Source organism: Sporosarcina sp. FSL K6-6792, assembly GCF_038004885.1.
Lineage (GTDB): Bacteria > Bacillota > Bacilli > Bacillales_A > Planococcaceae > Sporosarcina > Sporosarcina psychrophila.
In genome coordinates this window covers 85,338-107,917 of the sequence record NZ_JBBOSA010000001.1, presented here as the reverse complement: position 1 = coordinate 107,917, position 22,580 = coordinate 85,338, and the positions used below count along the sequence as shown (strand labels likewise).

Genomic DNA, 22,580 nt, shown 5'->3' with positions numbered 1-22,580 from the left:
GAGTTGTCTATTTCACTGAAATCCATTGTGGAAGTGCTCTGTCTTCCAAGATATCTTCCCATATCATTTGAACAGGCATGCCAATTTCAATATCTTCTGGTTTACACTGCAGTACATTACATGTGATTTTCACTTCTGGTACTTCTGCTAACTCAGCTTGCGCAATAATCAATGGCAATTCATCCTGGAAACCAGGTAAGAATGGGCGATAGGAAATGACATACGAATAAATTCTTGCTTTTACATCACTGCCAAGATTTATCCAGCTAAGTTCCGTGCTTCCACACTTTGCACAACTTGGTCCAGGAGGATGTGCATACTCATGACAACTATCACATCTTTGCAAGCTCAACTCATGGCGATCGGCCGCATCCCAATAAGGACTGTTATCTTGATTTTTGAGTGGAATTGGTTTTTGGTATCCCATTGTAATCCCTCCTAATTTCTAAGTATCATTGCACCGGCAATATCTGGACCACTCCAGCCCGTACATATTCCAATTTCACATTCTTTCACTTGACGATCTGTTCCTTTATACTGATGGCGCAATTGCCTAACAATTTCTAGCACGTTATTCATACCGTGTGTATAGCCTTCGGATAACATCCCTCCAGCTGTATTGGTTGGCAACTTGCCACCTATCCGCAAATTACCTTCTGCAACAAAGTTTCCGATTTCCCCTTTAGGCGCAAGACCATACGCTTCAAGTTGGCGAAGAACTACCCAGCTAAAACAATCATAGATAGAAGCAACTTGAATATCTTCCGGCTTCACACCGGCAGACTTATACAATTCAGCTGCCACATAATCTGATGCCACCTGGTCCAAATCGGACCAATAATGAGCATGTGGATGACATTGCCTAGCTGACATCCCCATAATATATACAGGTTTTGATTTACAATCCTTGGCTCTCTCCGCCGATGTCACAATAATTGCGTTTGCTTCATCCAACTCAAGACAAGAATCATGTATATTAAATGGATAACTGATATCCGGAGTTTCTAGATACTGTTGCATTGTCAAAGGTTTACCATGCAAAAATGCTTTTGGATTCCTTTGCGCATGCTCATAGAAACTTGTGCAAACATGTCCAAGATGTTCTTTAGTAATTCCCGTTTTATGCATATGACGAGTTGCAAACATACCAAACCACTGTGAAGGGCTTGCGGAACCATATGGAATAATATAACTTCCACCTGGTAAAGCTTCTTGTAACATATCAGGATCATATCCACGACCCACACGTTGCCCTGAACTACCGTTCATAGAGCGGAAGATTAAAACAGTATTTAATTGTCCCGTTTCAATTAGTCCGACAGCATCTGCTATTAACATCTCCGTACTGCTCCCACCACCTAAAATATCCTTAACATACTTCGGACGGACACCTAGATAGGTTGCCAACTGATGGGAAGTACAAGAGTCATTCTCGTTATAACTCATAAACCCATCAATATCTCGAGCATCTAGACCAGCATCATTAAGGGCCGCTCTGGCAGCATCTAATGCTAAATGCAGTGGAGTTGTTCCAGACTTTCGCGAACGTTCACTTTCTCCTACTCCAACAATTGCATAGCGGTCAGCTATTTTCCCCATGATAAAACCTCCGTATTTCTATTTACTTGGATTTTTCTTATCGAAAACGTAATGTGGACTTACCGGAACCAACTACCTCACCAGGTGCTTTTTCAGCTTTTAGTGCTAAATCAACAAAGCGTACACCAACTTCTTCATAAACCTTTTCTACAATTGCGGAACATGTAATTCGGTCACCTGGTCTGGTCACTGCACCAAATCGCATACGAAATCGAGATGGTTCGGCACAATCTCCAGCGATCCCCATGACATATTCACCCAAAAACCCCATCACCAACATGCCATGGGCAATTACGCCATCCATTCCAACCTTTTGAGCAAATTCATCATCCGTATGTAGCGGATTGAAATCTCCTGATGCACCTGCATACTTCACTAATTGTACTTTTGTAATCGTTTGCTTTGTTAATGATTCAAGCTGCTGTCCTTCTTTCAGTGACTCAAATTCCAACACCATTCGATTCCCTCCATTTCTTAGTTGGCCAAATTCCGATACACAATCGTCATTTGACTGATTGCCACCATCTCTCCAGTACCATCCCTCATTTCAGTATCAAGTACTAAGAACTGCATACTCCCGCTTTTACCAACACGCTCATATAAATCAGCTATCTTCATCTGGCAGTGTAGACGATCTCCCGGACGAATAGATTGGTAGTAAATAAATTCCTGTTCCCCATGTAGCATTCGTCTAGTATCAAGGTCAATTGGCAACTCTCCACCTTCCGACGCAACAGCAATTGGAAAGGTGGGAGGTGCAATCAGTCCTCCATACGTTGTTTTGGCAGCATATTCTTCGTCAAGGTATAATGGATTAGAATCACCGATTGCTTCTACAAATTGTCGAACATGTCTTTTCTCTACTTCAAAAATAAATGATTTCCCTGATAAACCAATAATACTTTTATCTAAATCCACCTAATTTACCCCCCAACTAATGTTGTTTGATTTACCGAATCTCGGACTACAAGCATAGCGTCTGCTGCCTTAATTCCTTTCTCGTATACAATAAGAGGATTTATATCCAATTCATCTATATAATCACCATAATCCGAAACTAAAGCTGATACTTTTAATAAAACATCGACAATCGCATCTACATCGACTAGCGGTTTACCACGAGCTCCTTTAAGGATTTTGTAACTTTTAATTTCTTCAATCATTTCAAAAGCATCATTTTTTGTTAGTGGTGCAACTCTAAACGAAATATCTTGAAAAATTTCTACAAATATTCCTCCTAGACCAAACATAATAACGTGTCCGAAAACGGGATCATTTGTTACACCTACAATCACTTCGACTCCTTCGGGTAACATCTCTTGTACTGAAACGCCATTGATTTCAGCATTCGGATTATAGTTATTTGCATTCCGAATAATTTCTTTAAAAGCGTTACGTACTTCTAGTTCATTTTTTATATTCAACCTAATTGCATCTGCTTCTGATTTATGGAGTATATCCGGCGAATCCACTTTTAGAACTACGGGATATCCTATCTCATTTGCATAACGAATAGCTTCTTTTTCCGTGGTGGAAATGGCTCTAGTAGTTGTCGGAATCCCATATGAATTCAATATATCACTGGCTTGGGATTCGCTTAATTTGGTTCCGGGTAGTAATAAATCTGCCAACTCTATTTCCCCCTTGATTTCCGGTACTTTTTGAATAGTACCTTGTTTGGCTTTTCTGTATTTATCGCTATATTCAACTAACTTCGCCAGGGCTCGTATAGGATTTAAGTTTCCCGGAATGACAGGAATTCCATTTTTCTCCAACTCAGAGGCCGATACCGGAATAGACATTCCTTCTAACGGAAAAGTTGTTATTAAAATGAATTTACTCGAATTTCTACACAGGTCCATAAATTCTTTCAGCAATGGATCATCTGCTTTCCACCGCATCGGAAATTCTGTAAAAATGATAATATCAGTATCTGGATCATTAACAAGAACTCTAAGGGGTTCAAGATATAACTCTGGATTTGAAACAGCTGCAGCTGCTGTTAAATCAATCGGGTTGGAAGTGCTCGCAAATGGCGGGATATTGCGTTTTATTTCCTCCTGAACGTTAATTTTCAAAGGGTTAATTTTAAGTCCATAAGCTTCACAACGGTCTGCTTCATTTATTCCTCGACCACCTGAACTCGTAACAATTACAGTATTTCCACCAGCTGGTAGTTTTTTTGTAAGAAATAGTTTAGAGAAAGAAATGATATCTTCATAATCATCTGCCCGAACAATTCCAGTTTGTTTAAAAAAGCCATCATAGATTTTATCTGAACCCGCTAATGAACCCGTATGAGAGGCCGCCGCTCTAATACCTGCTGAACTACGCCCTGTCTTCAAAATAATGATTGGCTTATTTATAGTTAATGCTTGTTCCGCAAGCTGTCGTAATTTCCCAGGATTCTTTTCTCCTTCTAAATAGCCACTAATTACGCTAGTTTTCGGATCATGAATCATATACTCAATTACATCTGAAAATTCCGTTTCCACTTCATTTCCCACACTCACAAAATAATTGAAGCTAAGCCCGCTCTGGGCAGCTGCAATATAAGTTAAAACTCCAAATGCGCCACTTTGTGTAACAAAACCTACACTTTTTTGATCATTTAAAGGGATATTTGTGAGGCCCGCCGAAAAAGTACCGATTAATCCATTAGTAGTATTCACTAACCCCACACAATTTGGACCGATAAGTCGAATGCCACTCTCTTTGGCAATTTTGCAAATTGATTGTTGTTCTTTGATCCCTTCTTCTCCTGCCTCGGAAAACCCCGAAGCAAAAATAATTGCGGCTTTAACCTTATTTCGAACACACTCCTCAAGACTTGACTTCACCCTGTTAGCGCTTACACAGAATATCGCTAAATCAATTTGCTTCGATACTTCTGATAGAGAAGAATAGCATCTTAATCCTTCAATCATTTCCGATTTCGGATTTATCGGATAAATATCGCCCTTAAATTTCCCATCCAATAAAGCTTTCACTTGCATATACCCTATTTTCCCTTTATTTTCAGATGCCCCCAATATTGCTACAGAGGTAGGATTAAATAATGGTTCTAGCGTTAAATGTGAAGCCGGCTCATGAGTCATTTCTCAACACCCCTTCTTATATTAATGAATATCCTATTAGTAATCTTAAATGATTGAGTTATTTTATTCTGAAAATTAAATCAACTGAGTTAATTTAATTGTTAAGCTGTGAAATTATTAAATAAATGACGATAACGCCTTTCATATCAAGGGTTAAAAAAAGCTCCAGATTATTTATGATCTCAATAAGCCCGACAACCGTACATACCAACCCCGACAAACGACTAATATGAACGCAGCAATAAAAAAGAACCCCATGCACAATACTTACCTGTGCACAAGATTCTTCTACTGTCTCTCCTATAAGACTGCTTCATTGAGCTTAAATTTCATGTTATGTCGACAGAAGATTTCCCCCAAGAGATTCCACCCACTTTATCATACGTGTTTGTATTTTATTTGATGGCATTTTTATTTCTCTTTCAATATTACTTAAATAGGAAACTGATATATCTAATTCCTCTGATACCTGCAATAAAGTAAATCCAAAACTTTTTCGGATTGCTCTAATTTGTTCACCGATGTGTTCCACATCTCTTTGCTTATCCATGAACTTTGGTTGTTCGGGAGATTTACGTTGAACTTTTCGATTTCTTTCTATCGGACGATAATGTTCCTTAATTGTTACGGGGGGCTCAATCAAAACCGTTGAATTTTCCCAAATTCGGGACCACCCATTAGTAGATGCAATCGATTCATCCCATTTCTCATAATGCCACGCTGCAATGACCCCATCCTCAAGTAATGTGTCAAAAGCTTGTTCCAATCTATCTCTCGTACGAGACGGTGTACGCTCGTTCATTTCTTTACCTGTCGCTTCTAATAGGGTTCTTATTTTATGGGGCTGCAAATAGTCTCCTTTTCTTGCTTGGGTTCTCCACCTCCAACTTAAATATCTAATGAGGTTTTTTTCCCATCTTTGTCGATAGGGATTATATTGTAACGCTTGTATGGGAAGTAGTGCGACCTGTCTCCCTGATCCGTAAAGATAGTGGGAAAATACTTCACCGATAGTAAACACAAACTTCTTTTCCATCGGTTGTTCTTCTATATGATGCTGATCGCCATTTTGATTATTAAAAATAAACGCTCGTCCTTGTAGTTTCATCTGAATAGGCTTTCCTTTTTTATAAACAATTGCTTTTTCCAAATCAATCCACAAACTCTGCACTCTTGAGAGCGCTTTCAAAACTTGTTGTCGTTGATCAATTTCATATCCACCTCTTCGACCACTCCCCCCCAGTTTTTGTTTTAAACCGCGAATGGATAACAAATCATCAAGATGAATTTCTATACTATCTTTATGATGCTTTGCCTTGGATAAAAAAAAACAACAAAGTGCGTCAAATATATCAACATCCAGTTCCGATAATTCCTTTGTTAGACTCCAAGCCTTTTGAACTGTAGTGTCATCAATTGATATTCCTTTGTCGCTATATTTGCATGGGATTATTTGTACTATTCCTTCGACACTTCCTTTACTTAATCGAACTGTTGGCCAAGGCGTGTGCTCATAACTCATAAATTTCTTTTTAGAAAGTGCTTCCCTTACCAATTGATAAGGTGCATTACTCATCACAAGTAAGTTGCCTTGATCAATCAATGTAAATGTAATATCTTTTTTCACTACCAATCCTGACTGCTTATCTAACTGCGCTTCTTCTTTAACATCAAGCAGTTCCATTATTCCCTCGATGGAAATTTCATCAATCCCCATTAAGGACATCACTTTTTTTATCCACGCTAGTGTATAATTATTTATTATTTTTGTGAATTTCTCCATGAACGCTAAGTCTTCCGAAAAACTTTCAGTAATAGACTTGTAAAATAACTCATTTAATTCGCTTTTATTTAATTTCTCCATTTCACTAAAGCCAATCGAACTTTCTATATCTTCAAGAATCCAATCAGTTAGATAAATTCTAAACCAATTGCAAAAGTCTTCCCAAATAAGGTTTTCATTCAAAAATGTATCCTTTTTCAAAATGGAATCGAATTTTTGTATCAAGTGATCTATAAAACCTTTATCATTTAATTTCGAATGAGTTTTTATAGGGATTCCAAGATAGTCTTCATATTTTTTTATTAAGTAACCAACAATATTTTCACCTATACGCAAAATTAAATGATTTCTAGCTGCTAGGCGTAAGTTTATAAATAATTTTTCATTTTCTTGATAGGATTGCTCCCAAATAATAAATGTATTAGATTTGAAGTTATTTTGGAAGACTGGCATATTTGTTATATTTCCCTGAATAATATTCTTATAAAGTGATTCCTCAGAACCATTATCACTAGGCTTTATTTTTTGGTTATAAATACATAGCACTTGAAAACTATTAATCTTACTTGACAAATTTCCAGATAAGGACTTATTTCTATTAGTTGAAGGAACAATGTCATCTATCTCAAACCCATTAAAATTTCTCAATTTGGAGACCCCCTAGCAAGCTAATTCTATTTAGCTTACCACAAAATATTTATTAATTCAGCATTTTCAAATTACCATTACTTTCTTTGCAAGAATCGCTCAGACTTCCAGCTTCATGAGTATATGTAATGTAAGCATTTTGATAGATAGGTACTAATTCTGATACTTGTCCAAGCCGAGAATATACACCTTATTACTTTGAAACATCAAGGGGTTCTTCAAAAAAACCTCTCTAATTCAAGGTGGTGAAAATAGAAAGATTCTAATCTCAGCCGTAAAGCCTGTCTAAGAGCTTTTCATATTTCTCTACTAATAGAAGGTAAGCAGACATACACTTTAGTAACTACGACAAGGGGCAGGCTAATATAGCTGGATAACAAAGGGTGGAGGCGTCTTATTCATTGATGGAAAAAGCACTTATTTTCATAATTTTATTGAGAATTTTATCAGGAAGTATTGATATTACAGCAGCAATGTTTATGTTTAAATTTAATGATTTAGAAAAAGCCTTTTATATCAACACCCTACTTGCTTTAGTAGGTCCATGTATTTTAATTATTACGACAGGAATAGCATTGGTTGGACTAACTGAAAAAATTTCATTCGTAAGGATGATTTGTCTCTTTGGCGGAATTTTACTCATCCTTATCAGCTTAAAATCTAAATAAGAAAAGCATAAGTCCCTTCGGTGAATAAACCGATAGGACTATAAGCTTGCAACCTTGTAAAAAAAAGTTTATTTTTCTATTGCATTATAATAAATTAAATGTTATTATCCGAATAGAAGTTTAATAGCGGATCACATGTTACTGACTCGATCAGGCATGGTGGTAAACTTAGAAGGTTTTTTAAAAATCTTCTTTTTTACCCCATGCCTTTTCTTGTTCTGCTCGTTGTGATTGCACAATATAAATCGAGGGATACGAGCCCTACATCACCGACAATAAAGGAGTCCACAGACATGCTTTCAAAATTATTCAAGAAGAGTAAATTACAGATATTCGCACCTATTAATGGAGAAATAATCCCACTTGACCAAGTTCCGGACCCAGTCTTTAGCCAAAAAATGTTGGGCGAAGGAGTCGCTATCATGCCAAAGCAAGGTAGTATTCATGCTCCTATAGATGGAACTGTCATCTTAGTATCCGATACAAAGCACGCCATTGGCCTCCGTTCAAGTGATGGGACAGAAATTCTTATTCACATCGGATTGGAAACGGTTTCATTAAAAGGAAATGGTTTTACAGTATTAGTCAAAGCAGGCGACGCAGTTTCGGTCGGTCAATCACTTATCGAAGTAGATTGGGATTATATTCGCGAACATGCCAAAAGCATTATAACACCCATCGTGATTACAAATAGTGCGGAACGGAATGTAAAGTGCGAAGTTGCAAAAGAAGGCATCATGGGAGAAACAGTGTTAATGACAATTTCCACTAAGTAATGCATGAGTATATCCAGTGAAAAGAAGGCGGTGACTTTCGATGAAAATAACAAAGATTCTCAATAATAACGCTGTCGTCGTACTAGATGGCCAGCATGAGAAGATTGCTGTTGGCACTGGGATTGCTTTTAATAAGAAACGCAACGATATTGTGAATGTCAAAAAAATCGAAAAGTTATTTGTTATGAGGGAGAATGACAAGTTACAGCAGCTTCTAAGTCGAATTCCAGAAGAGCATTTCACCATCTCAGAAGAAATTATTACATACGCAGAGGCGTATATGGGCACGAAATTAAACGAGCATATTCACATCGTCCTTACTGATCATCTGTCATTTGCAATCGAAAGAATTAGAGATGGTATTCATCTAAATAATAAGTTATTGCATGAAATAAAAATACTTTATAGAAGAGAATTTGAAATTGGGCTTTGGGCAATCCAACATATAAAAGAAAGATGTCAAGTGGACATGCCTGAGGATGAAGCCGCTTATATTGCCCTTCATATCCATACCATGAAACCGCAAGGAGGTGATTTGCATCAAACCGTAAGACAAACGGCGATTATTAGAGACATGGTCCAAACAATCAAGGAACACTTAATGATCACGATTGAAGAGAATGATATTTCTTATCATCGCCTGATTACGCATCTTCGCTCCGCCTTAACAAGAATGAATCAGTATGGGCTTCACACGATGGATGAGGAAATGTTGGTCATGATTAAAAAGAAGTTTCCTCTTTCATATAATTGTGCAACCGAGGTTGCAAAGGAATTAGTTGTGTTACATGCAGTCGAGCTGCATGAACAAGAGTTGGGCTATATCGCACTTCATATTGAACGATTAAGAAAGCAATAAAGTTAACATGAGTCGTCATCATATATATTCTTCCGAACAAACTATCTAAAAACTATGAATAGGGGTGAGTTTAACATGATGAAATACCTTCAAAAGCTTGGCCGTTCTTTGATGTTACCTGTAGCTGTATTACCTGCTGCGGCAATTTTAATGGGGATCGGGTATTGGATTGACCATGATGGTTGGGGTTCAGGAAACGTATTAGCTGCCTTCTTAATCAAAGCCGGGTCTTCGATTCTCGACAGCCAAAATATGTCTATTCTTTTCGCAGTCGGGGTTGCACTGGGTATGTCCAAAGATAAGGATGGCTCTGCCGCGTTAAGTGGTTTGGTCGCTTTCCTCGTAACTACGACATTGCTATCAACAGATTCGGTAGCTATGTTACTTAGCACGGATATTGCTAATGTAAATCCTGCATTTGAAAAAATTGAAAACCAATTTATCGGGATATTGTCTGGAATTATCGCATCCATTATGTACAATCGTTTTAGTCATGTACAGTTACCGGATGCACTTGCCTTCTTTAGTGGAAAACGCTTAGTTCCCATTATGACAGCTGCCGCTATGTTAGTCGCTTCAGCAGCATTATTCTTTATCTGGCCTATTGTATACACAGCTTTAGTTAGTTTTGGTGAAGGTATTAGTGGATTAGGTGCTACTGGTGCAGGATTATACGGCTTCTTTAACCGACTATTGATCCCTACTGGATTACACCATGCATTGAACTCCGTATTTTGGTTTGATGTTGCTGGTATTAATGACATTGGTAACTTCTGGGCTGGAACAGGCACGAAGGGTGTTACCGGAATGTATCAGGCAGGTTTCTTCCCAATTATGATGTTTGGGCTACCAGCTGCAGCACTTGCAATGTATCATACAGCTAAAACAAAAAGAAAAAAACAAGCAGCATCTTTGATGTTAGCAGCAGGTTTCGCTGCATTCTTTACAGGTGTTACTGAACCACTTGAATTTGCATTTATGTTCTTGGCACCAGCTCTTTATGTTGTGCATGCTGCGTTAACAGGTTTATCGTTGTTTATTGCCGCTACGTTCCACTGGACGGCAGGATTTGGATTTAGTGCTGGTTTTGTCGATTTAGTCTTGAGTTTCAGATTACCACTTGCTAACCAACCCTATATGTTAATCGTTCAAGGTTTAGTCTTTGCAGTCATTTACTACTTCCTATTCCGTTTCTTAATCGTGAAATTCAACTTAAAAACACCAGGTAGAGAAGACGATGAGGATGTAGCAGATGAGGACGTAGACGGAGTAGCAAGCACAACAACAGGTAATAAATTCTCAGGCATGGCCGCTACGATTTTTGATGGCTTAGGCGGAGACGCTAACGTAACTTCCGTTGACTACTGTGCAACACGCTTACGTGTAGAAGTAAAAGATATGAATGCGGTCAACCAAAAGAAAATTAAAGATACAGGCGTACCAGGAATAAACGTGGTAGGTCCACAAAGTATTCAAGTTATTGTTGGCACAAATGTACAATTCGTTGCGGATGAAATCGAAAAAATCCGCAAATGATAATATGCGATTATAAAAAAGACCAGGTCTCTGCAGATCTGGTCTTTTTGTATTTTAAAAACAACTATATATGTAGAACAAATGAATACGGCATATGCGCTTTACAAAGTCTTTTGGGAGGTCACTGAAAAAGCTCCAATACTTAGAGCTAATTAGAACTCCTACCAATACCGCTTCGCCGCTTTGTGGATGCCTCCCGCGATAAGCCAGAAAGGAGACCGCTTTCAGTCTTATCGCTCCGGCTACCACGAAGTCGCGCCTTCGCTGGATGGACTATGTGAGAAAGAGCATTTCGTTATCGGAATGAGACCTGCAATCTCTAGTGCGTCCTTCTTGAACGAAATCACTTTCAAAAAATAATCACATTATAATCTCGGCATATACACTTCGAATCATAACTCTCTTCAATAATGAACAACGCTAGCGTAGGCGCGGCAAAGGGGTAGCCGAAGCCGTGAGACTGGATGCGAAGCGCCAATCCAGGCTTAGGGCGAGAGGCATCCCCAAAGCGCCAAGCGTTCTACAATCCATACCCCGAATTACACCTCTCTCATTATTGAGCGCCACAATAGATTCAATAGGATTTTTTAATTCAACATATATACTTATGAATACCTGTATAAATTGAGCGTATGCGCCTTACAAGAGGTAGCCGATGCGGGTTTGATGAAATATTTCACTATATACATACTCGTGATTACTACCTTCTCTTTACTAGCATTCTTAGCCCAATAAATAGTGCCCATGCATCATTCTTTTCATCAATAAAGAACCGAATCGGCTTCTCGAGCGGCATAATAACTAGTGTTGTCTCATTACTTGCACGAAGTGCGTAGGTTTTATTATCAATTGTTGCCATGACGGTTTGATCTTCTAATGAAATATCAACTTGGGACCCTTCAGCTGATATATATGTCCCGAGTACACGCTGTTTTTGTTCTTTAGTCATTTCAAATTCAGGCTCTGTGTTTCTCTTTTGGTCGATTGGGATACCTAATGCAGTATTCACAGCCGCAAGCCAAATTGCGTCGGCACTTACACCGCTCATATTCGCTAAAACGACAGCAACAATTCCCTTTTCTGGAATGAAACCAAAATTAGAAGATACACCCGGCTGGCCTCCGCCATGTTCGACTAATGTAACCGCTGAGTAATTTGGAGTCGTTTGAAGGGCAAACCCATAAAAACTCTTGCCATTCGTTTGATGAACGGGTTGTGCCATTTGTGAAGTATACGCCCTACTGACAATATTCCTTTCAAGTACATCCACATAGATGTTTCCGTATTTCAACAAATCAACTACCGTCGACCGAATACCACCCCCAACGGCATAATTTCCTAACGTCGGCCACGGACATGCTACCGGCTTACCATCCTCCAGCACATATGGTGTTGTGACATTTTCAAAACTCTGTAATCCAAGAAGATTATATGTCGTTCTGGTCATTTGTAAGGGGTTTATAATTTGATTATTGATATATGCCTGATAATTTTCACCAGTTATTTTTTCAATAATTGCGCCCAGTAAGAGAAACATATCATTGTTATAGCACATATATTCCCCAGGCTTCCCTACCCAGCTCCATGCTTTTTCGTTTAAATAATGAAGATGTTCATCGAATTTCGTGAGTTGTTCCTTTCGCTCCATTGTTGCAAGACCTGTTGTGTGAGAAAGGAGGTGACGTATTTTTATATCCTCCATATCGGCATAATCGACTAATTGAAATTCAGGAAGATGCTCGATCACCGCGTCTTCAACTTGTAAACGCCCTTCTTCTGCCAGTTTCATAATAGCAAGTGCGGTAAATGATTTTGTGATTGACGCGATTCCGAAAATCGTTTCTGAGGTGACCGGCTCATTCGTTTCAAAATTCCTTGTCCCAAATCCTCGCTCATAAATGGATTGTCCGTTTTTCGAAAGTGCAACTGCAACACCCGGTATTTGTTCCTTTTCCATTACTTCCTCTATAAACTTTTCAAATTGTTCCCACTGCATCAATTGTATCAATCCCTTCGTAAGTTTATTGTTATTAAGTAGATAGGTAGTATTAGACAGGAAATGATTGTGTTAATAATAAGACTGTATAGGTTGAAATCTAGAACACCATTGAATCCGCTGCGGCACTCGGGGATGCCTTCCGCCATAAGCCAAGAAGCTTTGCTGCCAGTCTTAGGGCTTCGGCTACCCCTTTTAAGGCGCCTTCGCTTAATTAATTATAGATATTACATTTATAGGGATTATGCTAGTAGATAACGTTATCTTAAGCGATCTTTAGCAAACAAAAAAGTTGCCCCTGCTAATCAGGACAACTCTACATTAATTGGAACTGCATCTTGTCGGGACATTACTTTTTCATCGTGCAAATGACACGCGACAAAGTGGCCCTTCTCTACTTCCATAAACGCCGGTTCAAGTTCCGCACAAACTTTCATCGCTTTCGGACATCTCGTCCGGAACCTACATCCACTTGGAATATCGATTGGACTAGGGACGTCACCTTTCAGGACAATTTGTTTTCTAGAGCGCTCCAGGTTCGGATCGGGTAATGGGATAGCTGAAAGTAGAGCCTCTGTATAAGGATGCAATGGTTTCTCATAAAGCGTTTCACTTTCCGTTAACTCCACAATTTTCCCTAAATACATAACTGCAATTCGATCGCTTATGTATTTCACCATTGATAAATCATGCGCAATGAATAAAAAAGTAAGCTCTTTTTCTTTTTGGAGTTTCTTCAATAAGTTGACGATTTGGGCCTGTATCGATACATCCAGTGCAGCGATTGGTTCATCTGCGACAATAAATTCTGGCTCAACGGCCAATGCACGTGCAATACCGATACGTTGCCTTTGCCCTCCGCTGAATTCATGAGGATACCTTTGCGAATGTTTTTTGTTCAAGCCAACAAGCTCTAGCAGTTCATTCACTTTTTCTTCCCGTTCTTTCAATGATAACTCGGATGAATGAATGACTAGCCCCTCTGAAATGATTTCCATAACAGTCATACGCGGATTCAATGAAGAATAGGGATCTTGGAAAATCATTTGCATATTGCGCTTCTTCTTTTTTTGCTCTTGTTTACCGCGTTTTGAATGGACTACTTCATTAGCAAAAAGAATTTCTCCACTCGAAGGCTCATAAATTTGAGTAATGGTTCTCCCGACTGTCGATTTCCCACATCCTGACTCACCAACAAGACCCAGCGTCTCCCCTCTTTTTATCGTAAAACTAATTCCATCAACGGCTTTTAATGTACTATTCTTATTAAGCTTGAAATGTTTTTTCAATTCTGTAACGACTAACAAATCTTCATTCATATTCATTATTTTGCACTCCTAACTTTTTCCGGGACATGTTCGGCCGGCGTTCGCACATCTTGCAGCCAACATGAAACTGAGTGACTTTCACCAAGCTGCGTCGTTTCTGGATGGAAGTCATGACAGACCTTCATCGTATACGGACAGCGGGCAGCAAATGGACAGCCTGTACCAAGTGTTGCTAGGTCTGGCGGTGAACCCGGAATAGGAATAAGTGGTTCGGATCGACTGGCATTCAAGTTAGGCATGGAATGAAGAAGTCCTAACGTATACGGGTGTTGTGGTTTATAAAAAATTTCATCTAGCGTCCCTTGCTCCACGATTTCACCCGCATACATGACAGCGACTCGATTAGCCATGTTTGCGACAACGCCAAGATCATGCGTTATTAAAACAATTGCCGTATCCATTTTTTCTTGCAAGTCCTTCATTAACCGCAGGATTTGCGCTTGAATTGTTACATCGAGAGCTGTTGTCGGCTCGTCAGCTATTAATACTTTGGGATTACAAGCAAGCGCCATTGCAATGACAACGCGCTGCCTCATTCCACCTGAAAACTGATGCGGATATCCATCTAGGCGTTCTTCAGCATTCGGTATACCGACCATTTTAAGCATTTGAAATGCTCTTTGTTTGGCCTCTTTTTTTGTCATCTTTTGATGTTTTATGAGGCCCTCCATAATTTGTTTCCCGATTTTCATCGTCGGATTCAAGGATGTCATTGGATCTTGGAACACCATTGATATTTCTGAGCCTCTTACCTTCTGCATATCACTTAACGATAGTTTTAAAAGATCCCGCCCCTCGTAAGTAATGTCCCCTTGTGGAATTAAGGTATTATGCTTTGGTAAAAGACGCATAATTGACTTTGCGGTAACGGATTTCCCTGAACCTGATTCACCAACAATCGCCAACGTTTCACCTTTGTTTAACTTAAAATTCACACCTCTTACTGCCTTAACCGCACCTGTTTGGGTCTGGAAGGAAATGTGTAAATTATTGACTGACAATATTTCTTCATTCATTAAAGACCCACTCCCTATTTTCTCATTTTCGGATCTAACGCATCACGTAATCCATCAGCGAGTAGATTGAAGCAAATCATAATCGTACTTATTACAAGTGCTGGGAATAGTAGCTTGTATGCGAAATACCTCATAGATTTATAACCATCTTCAATTAACACACCAAGCGATGCTTGTGGCGCCTGCAATCCTAAGCCTATGAAACTTAAAAAGGCTTCGAAGAATATAGCTGTAGGAATTGTAAACATGATGGTAACGATAATCGGCCCCATTACGTTTGGCAATAAATGCCTCCAAATCAATCTAGAATTTGATGCACCGAGCGTTTGGGAAGCTAGGACAAATTCTTGACTTTTCAATTGCAAAATTTGTCCGCGTACAACACGTGCCATTCCTACCCACCCGGTTATCACCATCGCTAAAATAATGGACGTAATACCCGGTTCAAGAATGAGTATGAATAAGATAATGATAATCAAATTCGGTATTCCCATTAATACTTCAATTATTCGTTGCATAACATTATCTACTCTGCCTCCGTAGAAGGAGGAGATACCGCCATAAACGACACCAATAACTAAATCTAAAGCCGCAGCAACAAGCGCAATGAAGAGTGAGATTTGCGTTCCTTTCCATACCCTTGTCCATAAATCCCGGCCAAATTCATCTGTCCCGAACCAGTAATTTGCTTCTATATTTCTTTTTTCATAAACATCTACACCTTTTATATCTGTTCCATCAAAACCAAGCCACCCAAGTCCAGGGACTTTTGCAGGTAAATTAGAGTGAACCAAGTTTTGACTTCGGTACGTATGTTCATTCATTAAGGGACCTATTAGGGCCAAAATGATTAGCAATACGAGTAAAACCAGTGAAATAACTGCTCCCTTATTCTTAAATAATCGGTGGAATGCCTCTTGCCAAAATGAGACAGATGGCGAGTTGATGTCTTCCAATTCCATTGGATCCAGCGGTGCGGGCACGAATAGATCAGCTGTAATTCCATCTGTATTCATTTTAAAGTTATCCGTAGATTTGCTTTGAATGGACGAATCTTTTTCGATTTTGTTCATGCCTGTCCCCCCTGTTTATAATCAATCCGAGGATCCAGAAGACCATATAAAATATCAACAATAAAGACAACGAATATGAACAACGCACTATAAAACAAGGTAATTCCCATAATTACGCTATAATCGAGGACCATAATTGACAATGTGAACTGTTCCCCGAGACCAGGTACTGAAAATATCTTTTCAATAACTAATGTTCCTGTCATGATCGATACTGCTAACGGACCGAGCATCGTAACAACAGGGATTAGCGCATTTCGAATGACATGTTTCGCCATAACCGTGGATTCGTGCAAGCCTTTTGCCCTTGCTGTCGTCACATAATCCTGTCCTAATACTTCGAGCATTTCACTTCGGATGAAACGTGCGACCGTTGCGATAACTGTTACGGAAAGTGCGAACGACGGTAAAATGGTACTCGCATAACTTTCCCATAGAGCAACAGGTAACAATTCATACTTCACACCGATGAAGTATTGTAGCAATGCTGCAAAAACGAACGATGGGATAGACATCCCGAGTACTGCAAGTGTCACAGCACCATAGTCAAGAAGTGTATTATGTCGTAATGCAGAAATAATACCGAGTACTAGCCCTACAATCGTCCCAAATACAAGTGCTTGTAAACCAATGAGCGCAGAAGGGCCAATACGATTAACGATCATACTTTTTACAGTTCGTCCTTCGTATTGGAATGAATAGCCAAGATCGCCTTGTACTAAATTCCCTAAATAGCGAATGTATTGGATTGCTGCCGGTTGATCTAATCCATATTTGGCATTTAAAATAACGAGTTGCTTATCAGATAACTTTTCCGGGTTTGTAAACGGCGTTCCCGGAAGGAATTGCATAAGAAAGAACGTTGCTGTGATAATGATAAACAATGTAATAATCATAAAACCGAATCTTTTTACTATGTAGCGCTTCAAATCGGACACCCCAATTCCTTAAAAAGCTCTTGATTTTCCTACTATAAAGGTTGATATAAAATATCCCATTGAATTCGCTTCGGCTACCCCTTGTAAGGCGCCTTCGCTCAGATTAAAGAGATATTCATTTCCTCAAGTTATTCAACAATCAGAAAACGAAGATGCTCCAGTTGGATACACCTTCGCTTATCTGTTGCTTAAATCATATGTTTATTCGATGTGAGCCCATTTGTAAGTGAATTCAGCACCCGTTGGATGTTTAGCTAAATCTTTGATTTTATCACGTACAAGAATAGCAGACCCTCGTTGATAAAGAGGCGCAACTGCTGCATCTTCTTCCAACAAAACCTTTTCAATACCAAGCAACATCTCGTAACGCTTGCTTAGATCCGTCTCACCGCGTGCATCATGAACTAATGCATCTAATTTTGGATTGCTATAATCCATACGGTTAGAAGAACTGCCTTTTACCCACATATCTAAATAGGTCATCGGGTCACTATAATCTGGTCCCCATGTAGAAAGAGAAAGTTCATAGTCAACTGCTTTTTCAATTTCAAGACGCTGAGCGAATGGTACAGCTTTAATATCAAGCTTAAATCCAGGTAGATTGTCTTCAAGCTGCGCTTGTAAGTACTCAGCTACTTTTTTCATTTCATCCGAGTCAGCAATATTGAGTGACACTGTCAATTCTGTTTGTCCAACTTCAGCTAAAGCCTTTTCCCATATTGCTTTTGCTTCTTCAGGAGTCCCTTTATTGAAGTCTCCATTTAACTCTCGGTAATCCTTATTCTCAGGCGAGAAGTAAAATCCTTCTCCAACTACTCCGTATATTGGTGAAGAACCGTCTTTCAAAATAACATCTGTCAAACCTTGACGGTCAACTGCCATTCCAATCGCACGGCGAATTTCTGAATTCTTTAGCACTGGATGGTTGTGATTAAAGCGTAAGAAGACAATACCTGAGTCTTTTTCAACTTTAAAGTTTTTATCCTCAACATATTGGTCGATAAGTGCAGAAGTTAATTTGACGCGGTCAATCTTCTCTGTCTCATATAAATTCGCTCCGGCAGACGGATCTTTAACGACAAATACATTTACCTCTTCAATTTTCACTGTGCCTGCATCCCAATAATCTTCATTTTTAACAAGTTTCCAGCTTTGTTCTTGTGACCAGTTAACAAGTTTGAATGGACCATTTGCTAAAATGTTGTCAGCTTCGAGTGCATACTGATCTCCAAGCTTTTCTACATACTTTTGATTTTGCGGTAAGAATGTCGGGAATGCCAGTAATGTTTCAAATAATGGATTTGCACTTTCAAGTGTCACTTCAAGCGTTTTTTCTCCTGTTGCCTTAATACCAAGTTCTGCTGCATCCATTTCTTCGTTCATGATAGCTTCGGAATTCTTGATGCCTGCAGTAACAAGCATGTAATTATATGCACCAGCTTCTTTCATAACACGTTTCCACGCGTATTCAAAATCGGCAGCTGTTACAGGTTCGCCGTTGCTCCACTTCGCGTCTCTAATTGTAAATGTATGAACGATGCCATCTTCACTTTTCTCATGCTTCTCTGCGAGCGCGGGAACAGATTGGTTACTTTGATCCTGACGATACAGCCCCTCATTCACGTTATTCAAAACGTCAAATGCAATAGCGTCATGCGCTTTTGTTGAATCCAATGTTGGAATATCAGCCGTTGCACTCAAATTAAGTACTTGTGCAACCTTGCCGTCTGCTTCTTTTTCATCCTCTTTCTTGTCGTCTTTCTCTTCAGTTGATGAGCTGAAATTACAACCCGAAACAATCAAAGAAAAAATGGCCAAGAAAATTAAGCCTAACCATGTTTTTTTCTTCATTTCCCATTCCCCCCTTGTACTATTCTAGTAACTATATATAATTGTAAGTGCTTACAATCACAATAGCAATAATATTTTTAATTAATAGATATATCCCTATTAATCTATAAATAAGGTAGGAGTTGTTAACCTCTATGAAAAAGAAAAGCTTACTTCTTTCTTTTTGCATCACATCTTTCGTTATTTTATTCTCTACTGTATTTATGGCCCCAAAGTATATCATTATTTTACTTGATTTATTTTTCTATATCGGCATCATCATGTTACTAATCGGCAGTGTATTACTCATCATCCAAGATGGTTTTTTCACTAGATTTATCAACAACTCGAGACGTTTCTATTCAACCCTTAGCAAACGCGAGCAAGTTATACAGGACGTAGAAGGTAAAAACGGAGAAAACCCGAGTTATTTAAAACAGTTTCCCTTACTAGCCTATATTTTACCCCTCGGCGCTTTCTACTTCTCACTCAGCTTGATTGGCTCTCTTATTACCGTTCAATTAGGACGATGATCCATAAAGTTTTGGTAGGCAAAACCTTTGACCGTCTCTTCACTGTATTTTTTTAGCAACTCATTTAGTAAATTCGGATGCATAGATGCATCTTCCAAATTAACAATCTTCGACGAGATACCATCGAAGTCTGAGCCTAACCCAATTTGTTTCTCTCCGCCTAAAGAACAGAAATGGTCAATATGTTCGATTAGGTCTTTTATCGCAACTTCCCCTTGTACCTTCACAAACGGCGGATTGTAGACAACATGGACGAGCCCATTTTTTTCAAACAGTGTTCTTGCCTGATCATCTGTCAGATTACGAACATGATTGCATAATGCTCTGGCATTCGAATGGCTCGCAATTGGATAGTTTGCTTCTTCCATGACATCCCAAAAAGCCTTTTCACACAAATGGGAGACATCGGTCAAAATTTTATGTTCATTATTGAAATGAACAATCTCTTTGCCAAACGACGTCAGCCCCGCTCCACGTGGTTCTCCCGCTCCGTCTGCTGCCAAGTTGGCATTATTCCAAGTAAGACCAATCGAACGGACTCCCAATTGATGAAGAATAGATAGCTTTTGCAGATCGTTTCCGATTGCATCCACACCTTCAAGCGTCAACATCGCTCCAATTTCTCCGTCTTTTAACTGATCGAAATCGCTCCACTCCTTGATCAGTTTCATATTCGGATTGTTCCCAAGCACATCTGTATAGAAATAATGGATTTGATCTAAAGCAGCTTGAAATTTCTGATCCGACTTCATTTCGGGATACACGAAGATAGCGAATGCTTGTACCTTTACTCCACCCTTTATTTGTTTTTCATAACTCGTATCGAGTTCCAAAGAATCTTGAAACTTCATTTCCCCCTTTGATTCATACAATCTCAGCAATACGTCACAATGTAAGTCGATAACTTTCAATTTATTTGCCCCTTTCAGATACACAAATAGAATTAACAATTAGAACTATCTGTTAATAGAAATAGTAGCAAACAACTAGTTGGATTTCAACTTCATATTCGCAAAAATAAATCCATCACCTGTATAGTCCAAGTGATGGATTTCGAGCATCTATTCGATAAACAGTCATGAAGGTTTCACAACTCACACTACTCCCCTACAAAGGTACTGTAGGTTTAGTCAATACCTAAACAATACAATACATTTCATTTAAAAATAATCGTATTGACGAAAGCAGTTGGGTTACTATACAATTAATGAGTCAACCAATATTTTAATAAAGTTAACACAAAAAGGGGATTTGCACACTATGACTGAGTCAAGTTACAAACTACGAATGATGATTATTTCAGCACTATTCGCAGCAATTATTGGTGTATTAGCGCAAGTTACAGTTCCATTACCACTTGTACCAATTACTGGACAAACGCTTGCCATCGGACTTGCTGCGACAATATTGGGCGCACGATATGGTACATTGTCAGTACTCATTTATTTATGCATGGGCGCAATAGGGATACCGGTATTCGCACAGATGTCTGGTGGTTTAGGGATTCTAGTCGGGCCAACTGGTGGGTATTTGATCGGGTTCATCCCAACTGCACTTATCATTGGCTTTTTTCTTGAAAAAACGAGCTTTACGGTTAAAAATGCAATCATCGCAAACGTCATCGGAATGTTTATTGCGTTAACTTTTGGAACGGTTTGGTTAAAAGTCATTGCAAATCTTTCTTGGACCGCAGCATTTACAGGTGGATTTGCACCGTTTCTTCTTGTTGGCTTTATTAAAGCGACACTGGCAGCATGGGCTGGCATTACTGTTAGAAATAGGTTGAAATCAACTAATCTAATATATGAATGGAACGCTGAAGTAAAATAAATCATACCGGATTCCTAAACGGCTAGTAATTGTTTTGGAATTCGGCATTTCACACTTTTCATCTGCTATTCAACCTACTTTCTCCCCCAATAATACTCTAGTAGATTAACGTCCCATTCCACTATGTCATACATATTCTAAACGCCAGATATGAGGATTCTTTGCCATACGGAAAATATCATTGTAGTAATCGTCTTCTTCCCGAGAACTGTAATCGACAAATAATTATTGTGAATTTGGGAACGCTATCTCTTGAAGGTTTTTAAAAAAGTTGAAGGAGGAAGTATAATGACTAACATCAAACCGAATGATTCAGATGACAATGTAAATAGGCTAAAGAAAACCATCAGTAATATGGAAGCAGCCGAAGCAGCGATGGAATTCGCCGAGGGGAAAGAACTTGCTGCAATCAAGGAGAAAAACGAGCGACGTAAAGAAAGCATTGAAGGATTACAAACTGAAATACGGGCAGAAGAAGAATCACGAATTAACGGGTATAAAAAAAGAATGTAAGTATAGGTTTAGCCGACACTGTGCCTAGTTGTGCATTTCTACTACGTATGTATGCTTCGCACAATTTCTTAGCTATATGTATAGTATCGACAACAGAACCCACCACGCCTCTTACAATACGGACCATGGTGGGTTATTTTAACATTAAATATTTTTCCACAGATAAAGCCTAGGACTATTCCTATACTGATTAATAATAATTGCCAGACAGATAATCGAGCAATTTATGTATCTAAATATATATACATAAGTATCCTTCAATTATTACAACGTTTCAATTAACCGTTTCTCATCAAGTTCTGTCGATTTAACAACGGATTCAGTTATATAATAGTCCGATCTTGAATGGTAGAATTTTCACCATTGGATATCGTCGTGATCGTTCTATCATAAGGCATGGTGCCCAGATTTTTTAAAAACATTGAAACAAAAGCCAGTACAAAATCAATTTGGTATACAAATATCTAAGTATCAAATAAACGTACCCGCCTAAGCAGAGTTGGTCATCTAACCCTCTAGCAAAATACTTCCACTACAAATTTATTCGTTACGTATC

The 22,580-nt window shown here is 38.9% G+C and carries 20 protein-coding genes; 7 read left to right on the top strand and 13 right to left on the bottom strand.

Translation table 11 applies throughout. The features are described 5' to 3' along the window. Positions 1–7: 7 nt before the first annotated feature. The 6 genes from MKZ26_RS00450 to MKZ26_RS00425 form a co-directional block, all read right to left on the bottom strand. A complete protein-coding gene (locus MKZ26_RS00450; RefSeq protein ID WP_340763752.1) occupies positions 8–427 on the bottom strand; it encodes a Zn-ribbon domain-containing OB-fold protein in 420 nt (139 codons plus the stop codon). 11 nt (positions 428–438) lie between these two features. Next, positions 439–1,599, bottom strand: a complete 1,161-nt coding sequence (locus tag MKZ26_RS00445) for a thiolase C-terminal domain-containing protein (RefSeq protein WP_340763750.1) — start codon at positions 1,597–1,599, stop codon at positions 439–441. 37 nt (positions 1,600–1,636) lie between these two features. Beyond that, positions 1,637–2,056, bottom strand: coding sequence for a MaoC/PaaZ C-terminal domain-containing protein (locus MKZ26_RS00440; protein WP_340763748.1), 420 nt, complete (start codon positions 2,054–2,056; stop codon positions 1,637–1,639). 17 nt (positions 2,057–2,073) lie between these two features. After that, a complete protein-coding gene (locus tag MKZ26_RS00435; RefSeq protein ID WP_340763747.1) occupies positions 2,074–2,517 on the bottom strand; it encodes a MaoC family dehydratase N-terminal domain-containing protein in 444 nt (147 codons plus the stop codon). Positions 2,518–2,522: 5 nt separating this feature from the next. Then, entirely contained in the window at positions 2,523–4,697 is a 2,175-nt protein-coding gene (locus tag MKZ26_RS00430) for an acetate--CoA ligase family protein (RefSeq protein WP_340763745.1), read from the bottom strand. Positions 4,698–5,031: 334 nt separating this feature from the next. Then, positions 5,032–7,128: a helix-turn-helix domain-containing protein gene (locus MKZ26_RS00425; protein ID WP_340763743.1), complete on the bottom strand. Its 2,097-nt coding sequence runs from the start codon at positions 7,126–7,128 to the stop codon at positions 5,032–5,034. A 404-nt stretch (positions 7,129–7,532) separates the two neighbouring features. On the opposite strand from MKZ26_RS00425, the gene MKZ26_RS00420 reads away from it, so the two are divergent. The 4 genes from MKZ26_RS00420 (at position 7,533) to nagE (ending at position 10,967) form a co-directional block, all read left to right on the top strand. Continuing rightward, positions 7,533–7,796 (top strand): YqhV family protein, encoded by a 264-nt coding sequence (locus MKZ26_RS00420; protein ID WP_067213988.1) that lies wholly within the window; start codon positions 7,533–7,535, stop codon positions 7,794–7,796. 293 nt (positions 7,797–8,089) lie between these two features. After that, entirely contained in the window at positions 8,090–8,572 is a 483-nt protein-coding gene (locus tag MKZ26_RS00415) for a PTS sugar transporter subunit IIA (RefSeq protein WP_340763741.1), read from the top strand. A gap of 40 nt (positions 8,573–8,612) precedes the next feature. After that, positions 8,613–9,431 (top strand): PRD domain-containing protein, encoded by an 819-nt coding sequence (locus MKZ26_RS00410; RefSeq protein ID WP_340763739.1) that lies wholly within the window; start codon positions 8,613–8,615, stop codon positions 9,429–9,431. A 75-nt stretch (positions 9,432–9,506) separates the two neighbouring features. After that, positions 9,507–10,967 carry an N-acetylglucosamine-specific PTS transporter subunit IIBC gene (gene nagE, locus MKZ26_RS00405; RefSeq protein ID WP_067210675.1) on the top strand — a complete coding sequence of 487 codons (1,461 nt, stop codon included), beginning with the start codon at positions 9,507–9,509 and terminating at the stop codon, positions 10,965–10,967. A 700-nt stretch (positions 10,968–11,667) separates the two neighbouring features. Here nagE and MKZ26_RS00400 read toward each other — a convergent pair. The 6 genes from MKZ26_RS00400 to MKZ26_RS00375 form a co-directional block, all read right to left on the bottom strand. Further along, a complete protein-coding gene (locus tag MKZ26_RS00400) occupies positions 11,668–12,963 on the bottom strand; it encodes a serine hydrolase domain-containing protein (RefSeq protein WP_340767584.1) in 1,296 nt (431 codons plus the stop codon). A 305-nt stretch (positions 12,964–13,268) separates the two neighbouring features. Next, positions 13,269–14,282: an ABC transporter ATP-binding protein gene (locus MKZ26_RS00395; protein WP_340767583.1), complete on the bottom strand. Its 1,014-nt coding sequence runs from the start codon at positions 14,280–14,282 to the stop codon at positions 13,269–13,271. Positions 14,283–14,287: 5 nt separating this feature from the next. After that, on the bottom strand, positions 14,288–15,307 hold the full coding sequence (locus MKZ26_RS00390; RefSeq protein ID WP_340763737.1) for an ABC transporter ATP-binding protein: 1,020 nt from the start codon (positions 15,305–15,307) through the stop codon (positions 14,288–14,290). A 14-nt stretch (positions 15,308–15,321) separates the two neighbouring features. Then, positions 15,322–16,323, bottom strand: a complete 1,002-nt coding sequence (opp3C, locus tag MKZ26_RS00385; protein WP_067213991.1) for an oligopeptide ABC transporter permease — start codon at positions 16,321–16,323, stop codon at positions 15,322–15,324. A gap of 53 nt (positions 16,324–16,376) precedes the next feature. After that, positions 16,377–17,309, bottom strand: a complete 933-nt coding sequence (locus MKZ26_RS00380; protein ID WP_067210678.1) for an ABC transporter permease — start codon at positions 17,307–17,309, stop codon at positions 16,377–16,379. A gap of 210 nt (positions 17,310–17,519) precedes the next feature. Beyond that, positions 17,520–19,169 carry a peptide ABC transporter substrate-binding protein gene (locus MKZ26_RS00375; protein ID WP_340763736.1) on the bottom strand — a complete coding sequence of 550 codons (1,650 nt, stop codon included), beginning with the start codon at positions 19,167–19,169 and terminating at the stop codon, positions 17,520–17,522. Positions 19,170–19,303: 134 nt separating this feature from the next. Here MKZ26_RS00375 and MKZ26_RS00370 point away from each other — a divergent pair, with 134 nt between their 5' ends. After that, on the top strand, positions 19,304–19,681 hold the full coding sequence (locus tag MKZ26_RS00370; RefSeq protein WP_067210682.1) for a DUF3899 domain-containing protein: 378 nt from the start codon (positions 19,304–19,306) through the stop codon (positions 19,679–19,681). Here the strand turns inward: MKZ26_RS00370 and MKZ26_RS00365 are convergent. Then, positions 19,666–20,592 (bottom strand): dipeptidase, encoded by a 927-nt coding sequence (locus MKZ26_RS00365; RefSeq protein WP_340763735.1) that lies wholly within the window; start codon positions 20,590–20,592, stop codon positions 19,666–19,668. The two genes, MKZ26_RS00370 and MKZ26_RS00365, sit on opposite strands and share 16 nt — an antisense overlap. 349 nt (positions 20,593–20,941) lie before the next feature. Between MKZ26_RS00365 and MKZ26_RS00360 the strand changes: the two genes are divergently transcribed. Both MKZ26_RS00360 and MKZ26_RS00355 read left to right on the top strand, forming a co-directional pair. Then, complete coding sequence (locus MKZ26_RS00360; protein WP_340763733.1) at positions 20,942–21,511, top strand: biotin transporter BioY; 570 nt, start codon at positions 20,942–20,944, stop codon at positions 21,509–21,511. A gap of 288 nt (positions 21,512–21,799) precedes the next feature. Then, the gene (locus MKZ26_RS00355; RefSeq protein ID WP_338656172.1) at positions 21,800–22,024 is read left to right on the top strand and encodes a small, acid-soluble spore protein tlp; all 225 of its coding nucleotides are present in this window, start codon (positions 21,800–21,802) and stop codon (positions 22,022–22,024) included. The last annotated feature ends 556 nt before the right edge of the window (positions 22,025–22,580 follow it).